The organism is Pantoea sp. E956-1, assembly GCF_982223955.1.
Map to the genome: position 1 here is coordinate 185,543 of NZ_CEUYZP010000005.1, position 15,386 is coordinate 200,928.

The following is a 15,386-nucleotide window of genomic DNA, read 5'->3' on the forward strand; positions in this document are numbered from 1 at the left end:
ATAAATGATGTTAGTAATCAAAGTGATAAATTTTATTCTGCGACTGAGAGCTTTCTGGCACGGCATTCGCAATAGCTAAGTCACAGCAATGAGGAGAACGAAATGAAAAATAGCTATCAGACCCTCCAGCAGGAAAAGGGCGTGCCGATAAAAATGTGGACCAATGGCGTGCCGGTTGAGCCAGAAGCGCGCGAGCAGCTGCTGAACACGGCGAAAATGCCGTTTATCTTTCGCCATCTGGCGGTGATGCCGGACGTGCATCTGGGCAAAGGCTCCACCATCGGCAGCGTGATCCCGACTAAAGGCGCGATTATCCCGGCGGCGGTCGGCGTGGATATCGGCTGCGGCATGATTGCGGTACGCACCTCGCTGATGGCCAGCGATCTGCCGGACAATCTGTCGGGCATACGTAGCGCCATCGAACAGGCAGTCCCGCATGGCCGCACGAATACCCGCTCCCGTCGTGATAAGGGGGCCTGGCAGACGCCACCACAGGAAGTGGATCGTCACTGGGCTGAACTGGCACCAGGATTTAAGACGCTGACGCAAAAGCATCCGACGTTGTTTAAAACCAACAACTATCAGCATCTGGGAACGCTGGGAACGGGCAATCACTTTATTGAAGTCTGCCTGGATGAGTGCCTGCAGGTGTGGGTGATGCTGCACAGTGGGTCACGCGGTGTAGGGAATGCCATCGGCAACCTGTTTATCGCGCTGGCGCAGAAAGATATGCAGCAGCATATCGCCAATCTGCCGGATCATAACCTCGCTTATTTTAGGGAGGGCAGCAGGCATTTTAACGACTATGTGGAAGCGGTGAGCTGGGCGCAGGATTTCGCCCGCCATAATCGCGAAGCCATGATGGAGCGAGTGCTGGCGGCGATGTCACGTGTCATCAGTAAGCCTTTTAGCACGCATCTGGAAGCGGTTAACTGCCACCACAACTATGTGGAGCAGGAAACGCATTTTGGCGAGTCGGTGCTGGTAACGCGTAAGGGCGCGGTTTCGGCGCAAAAAGGACAGATGGGCATTATCCCCGGCTCAATGGGCGCGAAGAGCTTTATCGTGCGCGGCCTGGGTAACGAAGAGAGCTTCTGCTCCTGTAGCCACGGCGCGGGGCGCATCATGAGCCGCACGGCGGCAAAAGCCCGTTTTACCGTGGAAGATCAGCGACGTGCTACGGCGCATGTGGAGTGCCGAAAAGACAAAGAGGTTATCGACGAAATCCCTATGGCTTATAAAGATATTGATGCCGTAATGGCCGCCCAGTCTTCGCTGGTGGAAGTGGTGCATACGCTGTCACAGGTTGTTTGCGTAAAAGGATAAAAAAATGAGAACAGGATTGCATGGAGTGGATAGCGCAATGCGCGAGCGCGTACGTGACGTGCTGCGTCAGGTAGAAGAGGAGCACGCAGTCAAAGTGCTGTATGCCTGCGAGTCGGGCAGTCGCGGCTGGGGCTTTGCCTCACCGGACAGTGATTACGATGTGCGTTTTCTCTATGTGCATAAACCCGAGTGGTATCTGCGTGTGGAGCCGCCGCGCGACGTCATCGAGCTGCCGATCGACGATACGCTGGACGTCTGCGGCTGGGAGTGGCGAAAGGCGCTGGGCCTGTTAAAGCGAGCCAACCCCACGCTGATCGAATGGCTGGACTCGCCTGTGATCTATCAGCAGGAAGCGGTCATCGTCACCGATTTACGGGAAAGAATACCGAACTGGTTTTCGCCGTTACGTGCGCGCTGGCACTATCTCTCAATGGCGAAAAAGAACTTTCGGGGATATCTGCAGGGCGACAGCGTGCGGCTGAAAAAGTACTTCTACGTGTTGCGCCCACTGCTGGCGGTGCAGTGGATAGAGGCCGGAAAAGGTGTGCCGCCTATGCGTTTTGAAGATCTGCTGGCAGGGACGGTAACGGATCCCGCTCTGCTGGCCGAAATCGAACAGCTGCTTGCGCGCAAGCAGCGTGCAGGCGAAGCGGAATATGGTGAGCGTATGGATCGTATCCATGCTTTCATCCACCAGTGTCTGGATGAAGGGCGCGTCAGTGAAACGCTGCCGGATAGCGAGCGGCGCGACTGCCGCGATCTGGATGCATTGCTGATGAAAACCGTGATGAGCATGGCGTAACTGACAAATAAGGGAATATAAAATGAAAGAGTGGATCGCCAACATCTTCCGTCAGCCTGACGAACAGCGTTTTCCGATCGTGTGGCCACCAGAGCAGCGCGCTATCTATGACTGGCTGGCGCAGTGGTCGGAAGAAACGGGCGTGTTGCCTGACGCGGCGCAGACGTTGCCGGATGAGTTTTCACCGCAAGAAGATGAGGAAACGCTACGCTGGGCACCCGGTGCGCTGGACGGGGCCTTCGGTCATCATGTCGCGCGCGGCGACAACGAGGAACAAGCGACTCAGGTGATGCAGGCGATAAGCCGCGTGCTGCGGCGGAGCAGCAGTAAAAACATGCAGGCGCTGTATCAACTGGCAAAGCAGGATACACCGCTGAATTTTATCGACGATCTGCTGAAGATGATGAGTGCTTCTCAGGCCATAGATGCCCGCCGCCTGCGGGCGCTGACGGTGTTCCTCGCGACACAGGCACCTGACCGTCAGGTGGTGAAATTAGCCATGGCGCTGCTGGCTTTTTTCCCGTATCAGCAAAGCGTTGATCTTCTGCAGACGTTAGGTAGCCACGATGAATTCACCCTTTATGCCGTGGTGGCGATGCGAACTATCCTGCCGCCGGGGGAGTTCACGCTGGCGTGGCTGGCGCTAGCAAAGCGCACGACAGGTTGGGGGCGTATTCAGCTAATAGAGCGGCTGCCGGACGCGCTGGATCGGACCGTTCGTCAGTGGTTGTTAAGGGAGGGCTATAACAATGACGTGATGGTGGAATATACCGCCTGGCACTGCGCCGAGTATGGCCGTCTGCACGACGCGCTGGAGGGCGAGGTTGATGCGGAGCTGTTAAAGGGAGCAGCAGAAATCCTGCTCGGCATGATTAGCGGTGAGCCCGGGCCCGGTATCAATAAATACACCTTTGCCGTGCAGGCCTGCGAGCGTTACCTCGGGCATATCCTGCCTGGCTCTACGGCCGATCTGCTGCATTATAAGGTTGCAGGCGAAATCGGCAGGCTGGTGGATGACGAAGAGTTTGCTGACGAGGCGGAGCGGCAGCGGCTGACAGCGCTGTGCGAGCAGATCCGTATCTTGCCCGAGTGGCCCGCGCTGATTGAGGCCGGGCTACATGACGATGACGCCGTGATTTTTCATACTGCGCTTCAGCTTTGCAGAGAGCAGGGTGGCGATCCGTGGCCGGCCATTTATCAGCGGTACCGTGAAAAGTCGGAAAGCGTCCTCTGGTATCAGCTGATGCAGACCGATAACCCGGATTTTATCGCGCAGGTTATCGCGCTGGCGGAAAGTGAGCTGGATCTGGCCACCCTCAGCTGCGGGCCGCAGAAATCCCAGGGGAGGGGGCCGCTATATCAGCAGCATTCGGCGCTCAGTTTTGTCCTGCAGGATTTAAACCGTTTTCCTGGGCAGGGCTGGACGCTGATCCGGACGGGCTTAAAAAGCCCGATGACGTTTAGCCGCCATAAGGCGCTTAATGCGCTGGAAGCCTGGCCGCAGGCTTTGCTGCCAGCAGAAGCCGTTGCAATACTGGCTGAGGCTAAGAGCAGGGAACCGGAAGAGGAGGTTCAGGTAAGGCTGGCGCAGCTACTGGAGCAACTGGTGGAAAAGAATTAACGTCTGCTTTGCCGCTTATGAAAATTGTCTGAAGTGGGGCCAGCGCTTGCCGATGCAGGCGGCTGGTTCGCCTCTGCAGCTGCTGGCAAAGGCTCTGCTCAGGGCGTTAAAAACGAATAACGGCGTCATATCTTCTTCGATATAATCAGGAGCTATCCGAACAGGTCGGGTCATTTAAATGCATCAGTTTGTTTATTTTATTTTCTCACTGCTGTCGTTAGCTTTCTTCATTTTGCTCATCTGGTATTGCTTCAAGCCTTTGCCCTTTAAAAAAGGGCTCCCTCCTTCTCCTGGCGAGATGAAAAAGATATCGGCTAACACTCCGATATTGAAAAAATTGGGCATGAACACGGAAGATTATTACTATGACAGCGACTTCCTGTATCAGCAGCGTGACGGCGAAACGCTTTGCAAAGTTCCGCTGGAAAATATTATCAGGATAAAAGTTTCCGGAACTGAAGTCAGCAGTCGCCGGGTATGGCTGGTTCGTTATGTCACCGGGTCTTATAGCACCGAAAGGGAGTTCCGGGTCCTGAACAACTACACCCTTTTTAATCGGGATTTTGCCGGTTTTCTTGCCGCCGTGAAAGAGGCTAATCCAGCGGCTGAGGTGCAGGAAATGACCTTAGGACGACTGTAAAATGACAGGATAGCGCGGAGGGCTTTAGCATGAGCAATGATATGGAACCCTCAATGGCGGACGTTATCGCTTTTGTCCGCGATTTTGCAGGATGCAGACGTGAAATAATCGATGAAAATACCTGGCTGGAAAAGGATCTGGGGATTACCGGCGATGATGGTGTTGAATTGCTGGAGGAGGCCGAAAAAGTTTTCGGCGTGAGCTTTTCTGCAGACGAAGGTGGTTTCAGGAAGGCGTTCTCTCTGAAAGAAAACGAATATCTTTTCCATAGTGAAGGCATCGATTTTTTTGGCATTGTTTATCTTTGCAGACGACTGCGCGGTATTCCTGAGCCTGTCATCCGCGATCTCTCTGTCGGCCAGCTGCATAGCGTGCTGGTTGAAGCGCTTAACAAAAAAGAGAGAGTTACCCGATAGGCGCATCGCCCAGGACGGGGCGTAGCCTTTTTTCAAAGCCTGGCGGCGATTAACAATGGCTTTGGGTTCCCTCACACCGATGGTGAAAGAGTGATACCTGTGCTGATATCAGAAATAAAACATAAGGGAATAAAGTGAACTGTAAACCAATGCTTTTCGCGCTGGCGGCGTTCTCCCTGTCGGCTCAGGCCGCCCAGAGCGGAAAAACGCTTGAGCACAAAGACTGGGAAGTTGTCTGTGATAACACCCTGACCTGCCGCATTGCAGGTTATGCCAAAGAAGAGGATCCGTCTGGCTCGATCCTGCTCACCCGTGCCGCTGGACCTGGAACGGAGACAGTGGGAGAAGTTACGCTGGGTGATACCGAAGATGATAGCGCGCCGGCGCAAAAGCTGACGCTGTGGATCAACGGAAAATCAGCAGGCGATCTGGTGGCGGCTGACGATAACTGGCGGCTTTCGACCAGCCAGACCTCTGCGGTAATCAGCGCCGTCAAAGGCAGCGGTAAAGTCGAATTTAAAGGCGGCACAAAGCCATTCCAGCTTTCTGGCGAGGGCGCTTATGCCGTGCTGCTGAAAGCGGACGACGTGCAGGGCCGTATCGGCACACCCGGCGCGCTCACTAAAAAAGGCAATAAGCCGGAGAGCAACGTGGCTAAGGCCGTGCCCGCACCGGTTATTCAGGCGGCAAAAACCCTCAGCGGCGAACCCCGTTTGCTGACCGCACCAGAAATCGACGCGCTGAAAACCCGACTGCTTGCAACGGTCAATCACAATGACGATGACACGTGCGACAGCCTGTATTCACCTGCAGAAAACAGCGATCCGGAAACTGACGGACTCACGCTTACGCCACTGGATGACACACACGCTTTGCTTTCAGCACTCTGCTGGCGAGCTGCTTATAACGAAGGATATGGTTACTGGGTCATTGATAACCAGCTGAAAGGCAAGCCTGAATTGGTGACCATTTCCGGATCGGATTACGATAAGGGCGAGATTACCAATGTGCAGAAAGGCCGGGGTATCGGAGACTGCATGAGCCAGGAAAGCTGGGTATGGGACGGCAAGGTTTTTCGCAAAAGCTATGACGGCGGGACCGGTATGTGCCGTTATATCCATGCTGGCGGCACCTGGGATCTGCAGACGCTGGTAACGGATGTGAAGCCTGTTTCGGGTTAAAGCTTTTGTTATGCCAGTGAAACATGATGGCTGACGTGAGTGATTTGCAGCGGAAGAAGTAAGCGAAGAATTTCTGACAAGGATGTCACGCAGTGTCCCTAAGAACCCAAAAGACGATTTTTTCAGCAGTTGCACCTCTGCCTGCGGATAAGGGTTGCGGAAACAGGGGGTAACGGTATAATCCTCAACGTTTTCCGCATACCCTTCAGTGCCGAAGTGGCGAAATCGGTAGACGCAGTTGATTCAAAATCAACCGCCGCGAGGCGTGCCGGTTCGATTCCGGCCTTCGGCACCATCGGAACATCAATAGACGTCAACGGACGTCTTTTTTTGTGCCTGAAATCCAGTATCCGCAAGGCTTTCCTCGCTTTTTCACTCAACCTAAGTCAACCTGATTCAATCTACATCAACTTACTGATGCGGGTACAACTGCGGGTATATCGCGGTTCGATAATGTTTGTACCCACACAGAACCCTTGAAAGGATACTCATCATCGCTCTGAGTGATGTGAAGGTTCGTTCGGCTAAGCCTGAAGCAAAAGCCTATAAACTTACTGACGGCGACGGTATGGTTTTGCTGGTTCACCCGAATGGCTCAAAATACTGGCGGCTGCGTTATCGTTTTGGCGGTAAAGAAAAGATGCTGGCTTTAGGGAAATACCCTGAAATGTCGCTGGCTGATGCCAGGGCTCGTCGTGACGAAGCTCGTAAGCTCTTAGCTAACGGCGTTGATCCCAGTGAAAATAAGAAAGTTATTAAGGTAGAGCAAGAGCAAGAAGCGATAACGTTTGAAGTGGTCGCCAGAGACTGGCACGCCAGCAATCAGAAGTGGTCTGCATCACATAGCGCTCGTGTATTGAAAAGCCTGCAAGATAACCTCTTTGCTGCCATCGGTAAGCGAAACATTGCTGAATTGAAGACACGGGATCTGCTTGTACCCATCAAAGCCGTTGAGTCATCCGGGCGTCTTGAAGTCGCCGCCCGTTTACAGCAGCGAACTACCGCGATTATGCGCTTTGCTGTGCAGAGTGGTTTAATCGACTACAACCCCGCGCAAGAGATTGCTGGTGCGGTTGCTACGGCGAAAAGACAGCATCGTGCTGCTCTGGATCTTGAACGTATTCCCGAATTACTTCACCGCATTGATCACTACTCCGGCAGACCCTTAACCCGATTAGCTGTTGAACTCACTTTGTTGGTCTTCATTCGTTCGAGTGAACTGCGTTTTGCTCGCTGGTCTGAAGTAGATTTTGATACTGCCATGTGGACGATTCCAGGTGAGCGTGAACCGCTGGAAGGTGTTAAGCATTCTCAGCGTGGTTCGAAGATGAAGACTCCTCATCTTGTTCCTTTGTCGCGGCAAGCCTTAGCCATTCTGGAAAAGATCAAAAGCATGAATGGGAATCGAGAGCTGATTTTCGTAGGCGATCACGATCCCCATAAGCCGATGAGTGAGAATACGGTGAACAAGGCTCTTCGAGTGATGGGCTATGACACAAAAACGGAAGTCTGTGGACATGGTTTCAGGACGATGGCGTGTAGTTCGTTGATTGAGTCGGGGCTGTGGTCTAGAGATGCGGTAGAGCGGCAGATGAGCCATCAGGAACGTAACTCTGTTCGGGCGGCTTATATCCATAAGGCGGAGCATCTGGGAGAACGTAGGTTGATGCTGCAGTGGTGGGCAGATTATCTGGATGCGAATCGGGAGAAGGGGGTTAGTCCTTTTGATTTTGGGAAAACCAATAATAAAACGTGATTATAATTCAAATTGTTGAATGGCGCTGATCATGGGCGGCGGCGTGAAGTGCCGCCTTAATTCTGCCAAAAATGGATCTATTGTAAGGGATAATGATCATTGTTGCCCTTTGTCGGAACATCTGCTCCCTTCAAGCTTATTATGAATAAGCCACAGATTTAGTAGGGAGGAGGTGAGATAGTCATTCTGGCAGAACGAAATATAATAAACTTAAAAATACACCAATGCTAAAAATATGACGAAAAAGAGAATTTCTTACCAATTCATCCAAGCACGTTCCACTCCATGTGCCATTTCCCCAGCCTAATTGAAATAATGTAGACCATGAAATTAAAATAATACCTAAAGCGCTAGCGCTATTTTTCCATGATAGATGGGGTGTTATTTTTAATGCTCCTGTATAAAAACCAATTCCTGCTATTAAAATGATGATGCTAAAAATATAGACTGTTGTCTTGAGTAACAAAGTTCGTAATTCTTTTAGCCTCTGGGGATGAGAGTAGGTATGATTTTTTGGATCAAGACTGTAATTTCCTTGTTTGAGCTTCCGTTGATACTCTTCTTTCTCAAGCTCAAATGCCATTGAGTTTTCGGCTGCGGATAATAAAAACCGTTTGGTGTTAGTGATTAAATACCACATGCCTTTATAAATATTCTGCCTTTTAGGAAACTCATTTTCTAGATTCATTTTTTATCTTTTTTTATGTTAAACCATTCTTAGACGGTATTAAACCGCCTAAGGATGGTTCTCATCATTATTCCAAAATAGTTATTATACAGATAAACTATTTGTCATCATAAAATCAGCCATTAGTCCAGAAATTGAACGGCTTAACTCAATTTCATCATGGGGGATAAGAGCATATTGCCACGATTTTCCATTAAGTTTATCAGCATTTTGATTTGCAAATTCGCACCAACGGATAGCTGCTCGTGTTTTGGCCTGAACTTCAGGCGTGTCGATTTCTGTCGCTTTTTTCGGTTCGATCAGGCAATAGCCATTGTCCATTTCAACAACGAAATCAGGTTCATAATTTCTACCATTAGCATATTCGATACGGAACTGACCTGGACGAGGTTTCATCCAACGAATTACTGAAGGATCATTCTCCAGTATTTGTGCAAGACGAAGCTCCCCATCTACAGAGTCGAATTTCTGGTAAGGATAACAGCATTTAGTAAAGCCAGTGAAAATCATCTGGCGGACTTTATTTTTTTCTCCACCCGGAATAGCTACACGGAAGTCTCTTGGTTTTTCGTTTCCGGCAAAATTGAATGTTGCCGGGTGTATCACGTCAAAGCCCTGAGTTATGCGCCCGGTATAGCCAGTTGGTGTTGTCCACATATTTTGTTTGATTTGCACCCATATAAATTCTGCCAACTGCCTACCTGCATTTTTCAGAACGGATTCTGCATCTTCCTCCGGCTGATAACTGCACAAATGGTTCACCATCTGTCCGGCCAGTTTGTAAAGCATGTCGGCATGTTCGTCGTAATCAATTTCATCATGGTCGAGCAGATAACGAATGAGATAGTTTTCTAGCCGCTCTTCCGCTTCTCCACCTTCCTGCCAACTGATTGTCCGCTGTTCGTTATTTTCCAGATGCGTGAGTAAGAGCTCTTTACTGCCGGGTTTGAGCGCAATGCGATCCAATCCGGAAAGGTTGAAATCATTAAACCCGTAATTGACTTCACGTTCTGGCAAAACCACGATTCGAGGAATATCGATAGTATATTCCATCAGTTTTTCGGTGATCGTCCCGACCAACTCCTGAACTTCCGTATCCTCCATTGAAAGGAAACTTGGTTGTTCAACTTGCTCTTCAATCATTTCCGTCAAATCGAGTTGATCCGAAGAAGATGAGATTTGATGTTGAGTCACTTCCCATTCACGCAAGGCTTGTTGTACTCGTCGAGTTACGTTTGCTTTCACCTCTGGCGTGCTGAGTTGCTGGCTGCTAGTTAACCGTTTAGCTTCTTCTGACACCACTTTAAACGTGAGTTCTGCGACTTTACGTTCTGTTTCCGTAGTGAGTACCGGTTTTGATATGGAGTTTGTCTGATATATTGCTTGAGGTTCACAAGCCTGCAACCCAATATTATCAATGACTTGATTCCCCAACAGGAATTCAGCCATTGATGGTACGATAATTTGCTGGGGTTTTATTTCTGGAATACCGTTTTCATCATCATCCAGCCCGATATACAGAACTTTCTTGATAATCGACTCATCGTTATTGGCATGATCGATAATCTCCTGAAAACGGTCATGGGCAATAATCGTTAGGCGATCGACGGCTTCGACGCCGGTTCTTTTGCCGTAGGGCAGGCGCAGTCCTCGGCCTATGGTCTGCTCAGTCAGGATTTCAGAGGCAGAAGCACGTAAGGGAACGATAGTGTACAGATTGGTAACATCCCATCCTTCTTTTAATTTGTTGACATGAATGACGATTTCAGTGTCATTGTCATGCTCAACGGCCAAAAGTCGTTGCATGGTTTCTTCTGATTCTTCGCCCGACTGGTTAGAGTGAACGGTAATAGCTTTACCTTTGTATGCACCATTGAAGAAATCGTCGTGTTCAATGCGTACTTTTAACCTGTCTGCATGATCGGTATCTTGCGCAACGACCAACATAAAAGGTTTAACTAGTTTATTTCCGGTATTATTAGCGAAGCTGGTCAGTTCCGTTTTCACGTACTCATGATGGTGGATTCCGTCTTCCAGCTTTATTTTTTCCAGCTGTTCTTCAGAGTAATTTGCGGCGCGGAAGTCTTTACGAGTAGCAACAGCTGGAATTTTGACGTATCCATCTTTTAGTGCCCGTGAAAGAGGATAGTGATAAATAATATTTTTAAAATCACGCGGGTTTGCACCTACGGTTTTCGGTGTGGCGGTTAATTCAATACCCAATACTGGATTAAGATCGTTAAGTGCTTGTGCGCCCGCACTAGCGTAGTAACGGTGGGCTTCATCCATCAAAACAACTAAATCTGGCAGGTTTGCAAGATAGCTAAAATAAGATTCTCCGACATATTCCTGAATACGTCGAATTTTGGCAACCTTGGATTTAGCAGCACCTTTGGCATTTTCCAATGCGTTGATTTTGGAAATATTGAAGATATTAATATGCGGAGCGGTTTCGCTGCCAAAAAGATCACCCGTTTTGCTTTCAGCAATCGCATAATCCAGACGAACGCCTCGCCCTTCCTGATAGTCATCACCAGTAATTAGTACCGGTGGTGTTTGTGCCAGTTCAGGAATGCCCTGAAAAACATACTTTGGTGAGCCGGGTAAAAAATCCATTTTAAGTTTTTCATAGATGGTCAAGTTAGGAGCTAGTACGAAAAAGTGGCGACTGCGTCCGGTGAGGTATAGCCAGGCAATCATCGCTCCCATTAAGCGAGTTTTACCTACACCCGTAGCCAGTGCAAAGCATAGTGAAGGGAAGGCTCGTTCAAACCCTTTGACTGTGGGATACTGTTGACGTAGCAATTCAATCCAACGATTAAGATCGGGATCTTTGCTGAGACCGAACTGTTCGAGCACATCGCATAAGATGCGTAATGATTCATCCTGCGGATCGCGCAGTGACAGTCGTGCACTAATCCGATTGGCAATTTTTATGGCGTTGCTTTGGCTCATAATTATTCTTCGCCTTCAGTATTTTCGTCGTAGTCAATATCATCAGGTTGTTCTGAATCAGAGAGTACATTTAGCGTAAAGCTATAGTCGTCCTGATCCCATTCGCATTTACTCAGAATGGCGCGCGGAATTTTTACCAATGTCAGATTAGGAAAGTCTGCCCCTTCGGTCATAAAGGCTTTGCAGCAGATCAACAATGTGCGTTCAGTTCCCACCTCTTCACTTATAACTTTGAGTTGTTCATAAGCCAAAGAACCGGTAGTGACGTAGATGTAATCAGTTTCTGTACTGTAACCATGATTCCAGTATTGAGTCTGGCTTGGTGCGTAGGTGAAATTCATATGCTTACACATGGCTTCTGCCAGCATTTCAGCGTTGTATTCTTTGTTGATCACCCAATTGCCCCAGTTATCTTTTTTCAGTAATGAAGGGGCTAAATGGAAGTAGCGGAATCCGCCACCACCTTGCCAGTTAACAGATTTAGAAATACCGCCTAGATCTTCTCCATTAATTACTTTTTTAAGGCGAGGTACAATATGGGTATTACAGTGTTCGCCTAGCTCAATCATGATCCAACGGCGATCCATTTTGTGAGCGACTGCACCAGTTGTGCCTGAACCTGCGAAAGAATCAAGAACTAAGTCACCACTCTTAGTTGCAAGCTGTAAAATACGCTCAATAAGTCTTTCTGGCTTTGGAGTAGAAAATGAATCCGTTTTAAAAAAGGCTTTTATCTCTCTTTTGGAATCCTGATTATCCCCTACTTCATCTCTCAGCCAAATAGTCTTACATACGGAACCCTGTTTCACTTCTGATAGAAAGCGTTTTATTCGTGGTATATTGGTCCCTTTTTCACCGAACCAAATACGATTATCTTTAATTAAATCTTCAAGTTTATCTTTCGAATATACCCAAGATCTACTTTCGGGTGGGTTAACTTTTCGTCCACCTGGAGTTGTAATGGTATAATCTAACTTTGCGGAATAAGTTTTCGCTGAAAGATTATCCGACATCCATGATCCACGAGGATCATTATCTGGATTTTTATATTTTTCATCCATTTCCTTAGTTCTTGGAAGAGGGTAAGGGCGCCATGATTGCTTATTTTTTGCATATACTAAAATATGATCATGGGAGTCAGATAACCATTTTGCATCATTCTGAGGTGCATATTTTTTTTGCCAAATAACATTTGATACAAAATTATTACGGCCAAAAACTTCATCGCACATGACTTTCAAATAATGAGATTCATTATCATCAATGGAGATCCATAATGAACCATCATAAGCAAGTAATGTATATAACAACTCTAATCGGTCACGCATCAACGTTAGCCAAAGAGAATGTTCTATCCCATCATCATAATGAGAGAAAGCACTTCCAGTATTATAAGGAGGGTCGATAAATATACACTTCACCTTCCCTGCATACTTTTGTTCCAAAGCTTTCAGCGCCAGCAGGTTATCACCATGAATTAGCAGATTTTCACTATCCACATCACCATAAGACAACGCCTTATCTTCAAGCAAAATACGCGGTTCCAGACGAGGACGCTTATGTTTACCAATCCAGTTAAGTTCTAGTTTTTGCTTCGTTGACATAATCTATTTTTATCCAATACGTGCTCGCGCGCGTTCCTGTTCACGGATCTGCGCCTGAATTTGTGTATAAAGCTGAGCCTGTTCGTTATCACGATCGGTCGCGGTCACTACCAGTGCGTAAGGCTCCTGCTCGCTGCTGAATGCTTCGCCCCAATCTCTATCCTGACGGGTTACAACGATAAACCATTTTTCATTCGGGTTACGCTGACGGAAAGTCCATACTGATGATTGTACCGTACCGCGTTCCCGCTGTTGAGCAGATACAACCCGGCTTGTTTGGGCATCATCGGAGCGGGTTTCCGTTTCACTCTGGGTCTGGTGATTAAAACTGGCCTGCACCTCATCCAGCGAGCGACCATTAACCAGCCGGAAGCTGATCCGCGTGGCGGTATAGTCCAGTCGGGTGGTACGCACAGCGGGCGAGTAAGCAAGGGTAACGCGGATCTCACGAGTAGCCCGCTGTGATCTTAAAAAAGAAGCAGGGAAGGGTAGCTCAAAAAACTGGTGGGCGTTATTTTCTATCTGCTCTTCGCACCGCATGACCACCACATTTTCTGAAGAGCGGTATAAAGCATCTTCATCAACGATGCCGTAACCCGTTACCTCACGCTCAATCTCGCGGTATCTTGTTGTGGGCGCGTTTTTATAACTGTCTCGCATCGTCTGCGGGAAAGCCTGCGTCATTGCCTGAGGGACTGATGCATGATTAACCAGCATTGCCCGTAACATACTGGCGGACATATCCGGGTATTCATTTAACAGGCGTCCTGCCAGATGCGTAATATATGGTGCGGCAAAGCTGGTACCACTGAGTTCTTTAAACAGAGTTGTGCCCTGAAACTGGTGATGGCAGCTTAATACGCCCAAACCACGCATATGCGCCTGCCATTGCCCTTGCCGTACATTCGAAGCGACACTACCACCATGCGCCATGACGTCGGGTTTAAACGCACCTTTTACAGATGGACCATGCCGGGTAAAAGGTGAAGGTTGGTTTTCTGTTGCCGGGCAGAGATGCTGAATATCCTCAGGCCTTAGTTGTGCATCGTGCGTTGCGTTATGCCTGGCGATGCTGCCCACTGTCAGTACATTTAGTGCAGGAGCAGGATCGATGATAACGCTTGCCTCATGAAGTAGGTAATCAGGATACTCATCCCGCCAGCTATTTTGCGGCACAGGCGGTTCATAACTACCTGCAAAATTCCCTGCAGAAACGACAAAGAGTACATTGTACTGTCTTGACAACGTATCTAATAAATACGCTATACCGCGGATATGTTTACCGTCGTAGGGTGCATTAGCGTTTCCCAATGACAGGTTAAAAATGCGGCAGCCGAGATCGGTAAAATATGCAACAGCAGCTGCAAGCGTAGCTTCAATAGTTTCGGTATTGAATTCAGCCTGCTCGTTCAGGACTTTTCCGTTATACAGCCATAGTTGAGGCTGCCAGAAATTGCTCTGGTTACAAGCCTCAACATCGCCATACAGCGCAATACTGGCAACAGCCGTGCCATGTCCATGTTCATCAAACACATCCTGATCGGGAATAAAGCTGGCGCTTTCGGCAATGGCAGCGCTTAATAACGGATGATTGGTATTAATACCGCTATCCAAAATACATATCCTGGTCGCATTTTCCACAGGCGAACTCAGACGCGCTGGAAGTGTATTTATGTCCCGGTTAATTTGTTGATAGCTAATGCCGCTAGACAGTGGCAAATCAATAAACCTGACGTCCCGATGGGCTAACAGGTGTTCTGCTTGTGCTAGCGAAACTTCGACCCGATACATTAACAGACTGTCCAGATTGACTTTATCTTGTCTGGAAATCCCCTGCTCACGTAACCAATGCTCAAAACGTGTATATATATCGATACGTTTGGGATGATGTGCAACTTCGATAGGCCAGAGTTCCACATCCAGTTTAAAGCGTTCCGCTACAGGAAAACCATAACGCCGAAGAGCCCAGCTTTTGCGATCTTCCGCCGACCAGCCCTCAATACCGTCAAGCGCCTCCAGGATCTGCTTGTAGGTTAATTCTGTATTACCTAGACCGAGGGATGACAGATGTTCTGCAAATGTAGCCAGCCCTTGCTCGTCACTAAAGACTACGCAAACTTGTTTATTTTCCTGACTGACAAACTCTACGCCATGATGTATCAATGCCGAAAAATTCATCGTGCCGCTGTAGTTCAGTTTGAGTATATATCGACCATCATCGGCGCTGCCTGGTACCTGCGTCAACATCGGGCGCAGAGTCTGGAGCTGGTTCAATAACATTTGCCCATGCTGACGTAAATCGCCTCTGCGAATACGAGGCATATTGACTCTGCGGGTCCGTCGGTCGTTCTGAAGAGGGGCTTTGAAAATATTTAGATGCTGATAATTCGCCGTCAT

Annotated in this window: 11 protein-coding genes and 1 tRNA gene; 8 read left to right on the plus strand and 4 right to left on the minus strand. The window is 48.6% G+C overall.

Translation table 11 applies throughout. The features are described 5' to 3' along the window. The first annotated feature begins 102 nt into the window (after positions 1-102). The 8 genes from AC0T7J_RS14975 to AC0T7J_RS15010 all read left to right on the plus strand — a co-directional run bounded on the left by AC0T7J_RS14975 (position 103) and on the right by AC0T7J_RS15010 (position 7,742). A complete protein-coding gene (locus tag AC0T7J_RS14975; protein WP_191939111.1) occupies positions 103-1,326 on the plus strand; it encodes an RtcB family protein in 1,224 nt (407 codons plus the stop codon). Between the two features lie 4 nt (positions 1,327-1,330). Further along, a complete protein-coding gene (locus AC0T7J_RS14980) occupies positions 1,331-2,128 on the plus strand; it encodes a nucleotidyltransferase domain-containing protein (protein ID WP_473795177.1) in 798 nt (265 codons plus the stop codon). Between the two features lie 22 nt (positions 2,129-2,150). Beyond that, a complete protein-coding gene (locus AC0T7J_RS14985) occupies positions 2,151-3,749 on the plus strand; it encodes a hypothetical protein (RefSeq protein WP_473795179.1) in 1,599 nt (532 codons plus the stop codon). 178 nt (positions 3,750-3,927) lie between these two features. Continuing rightward, positions 3,928-4,389 (plus strand): hypothetical protein, encoded by a 462-nt coding sequence (locus AC0T7J_RS14990; protein WP_473795180.1) that lies wholly within the window; start codon positions 3,928-3,930, stop codon positions 4,387-4,389. A gap of 29 nt (positions 4,390-4,418) precedes the next feature. Next, positions 4,419-4,805 carry a hypothetical protein gene (locus AC0T7J_RS14995; protein ID WP_473795182.1) on the plus strand — a complete coding sequence of 129 codons (387 nt, stop codon included), beginning with the start codon at positions 4,419-4,421 and terminating at the stop codon, positions 4,803-4,805. Positions 4,806-4,954: 149 nt separating this feature from the next. Beyond that, positions 4,955-5,986: a DUF1176 domain-containing protein gene (locus AC0T7J_RS15000; protein WP_473795241.1), complete on the plus strand. Its 1,032-nt coding sequence runs from the start codon at positions 4,955-4,957 to the stop codon at positions 5,984-5,986. Between the two features lie 210 nt (positions 5,987-6,196). Continuing rightward, positions 6,197-6,281 (plus strand) — tRNA-Leu (locus tag AC0T7J_RS15005). A gap of 198 nt (positions 6,282-6,479) precedes the next feature. Next, a complete protein-coding gene (locus tag AC0T7J_RS15010; protein WP_473795242.1) occupies positions 6,480-7,742 on the plus strand; it encodes a tyrosine-type recombinase/integrase in 1,263 nt (420 codons plus the stop codon). 181 nt (positions 7,743-7,923) lie between these two features. Here AC0T7J_RS15010 and AC0T7J_RS15015 read toward each other — a convergent pair whose 3' ends face one another. From AC0T7J_RS15015 to AC0T7J_RS15030, 4 genes are all read right to left on the minus strand, one after another. Further along, on the minus strand, positions 7,924-8,430 hold the full coding sequence (locus AC0T7J_RS15015; protein ID WP_473795184.1) for a hypothetical protein: 507 nt from the start codon (positions 8,428-8,430) through the stop codon (positions 7,924-7,926). Positions 8,431-8,514: 84 nt separating this feature from the next. Then, positions 8,515-11,385, minus strand: a complete 2,871-nt coding sequence (locus AC0T7J_RS15020; RefSeq protein ID WP_473795186.1) for a DEAD/DEAH box helicase family protein — start codon at positions 11,383-11,385, stop codon at positions 8,515-8,517. Positions 11,386-11,387: 2 nt separating this feature from the next. After that, positions 11,388-12,989 (minus strand): site-specific DNA-methyltransferase, encoded by a 1,602-nt coding sequence (locus tag AC0T7J_RS15025; RefSeq protein ID WP_473795188.1) that lies wholly within the window; start codon positions 12,987-12,989, stop codon positions 11,388-11,390. Between the two features lie 9 nt (positions 12,990-12,998). Continuing rightward, entirely contained in the window at positions 12,999-15,386 is a 2,388-nt protein-coding gene (locus AC0T7J_RS15030) for a S8 family peptidase (RefSeq protein ID WP_473795190.1), read from the minus strand.

What these genes read in the sequence shown, in the direction of transcription:
- AC0T7J_RS14975 (WP_191939111.1), top strand. Translation starts at nt 103, where the DNA reads ATGAAAAATAGCTATCAGACCCTCCAGCAGGAAAAGGGCGTGCCGATA.
- AC0T7J_RS14980 (WP_473795177.1), top strand. Translation starts at nt 1,331, where the DNA reads ATGAGAACAGGATTGCATGGAGTGGATAGCGCAATGCGCGAGCGCGTA.
- AC0T7J_RS14985 (WP_473795179.1), top strand. Translation starts at nt 2,151, where the DNA reads ATGAAAGAGTGGATCGCCAACATCTTCCGTCAGCCTGACGAACAGCGT.
- AC0T7J_RS14990 (WP_473795180.1), top strand. Translation starts at nt 3,928, where the DNA reads ATGCATCAGTTTGTTTATTTTATTTTCTCACTGCTGTCGTTAGCTTTC.
- AC0T7J_RS14995 (WP_473795182.1), top strand. Translation starts at nt 4,419, where the DNA reads ATGAGCAATGATATGGAACCCTCAATGGCGGACGTTATCGCTTTTGTC.
- AC0T7J_RS15000 (WP_473795241.1), top strand. Translation starts at nt 4,955, where the DNA reads ATGCTTTTCGCGCTGGCGGCGTTCTCCCTGTCGGCTCAGGCCGCCCAG.
- AC0T7J_RS15015 (WP_473795184.1), bottom strand. Translation starts at nt 8,430, where the DNA reads ATGAATCTAGAAAATGAGTTTCCTAAAAGGCAGAATATTTATAAAGGC.
- AC0T7J_RS15020 (WP_473795186.1), bottom strand. Translation starts at nt 11,385, where the DNA reads ATGAGCCAAAGCAACGCCATAAAAATTGCCAATCGGATTAGTGCACGA.
- AC0T7J_RS15025 (WP_473795188.1), bottom strand. Translation starts at nt 12,989, where the DNA reads ATGTCAACGAAGCAAAAACTAGAACTTAACTGGATTGGTAAACATAAG.
- AC0T7J_RS15030 (WP_473795190.1), bottom strand. Translation starts at nt 15,386, where the DNA reads ATGACGGCGAATTATCAGCATCTAAATATTTTCAAAGCCCCTCTTCAG.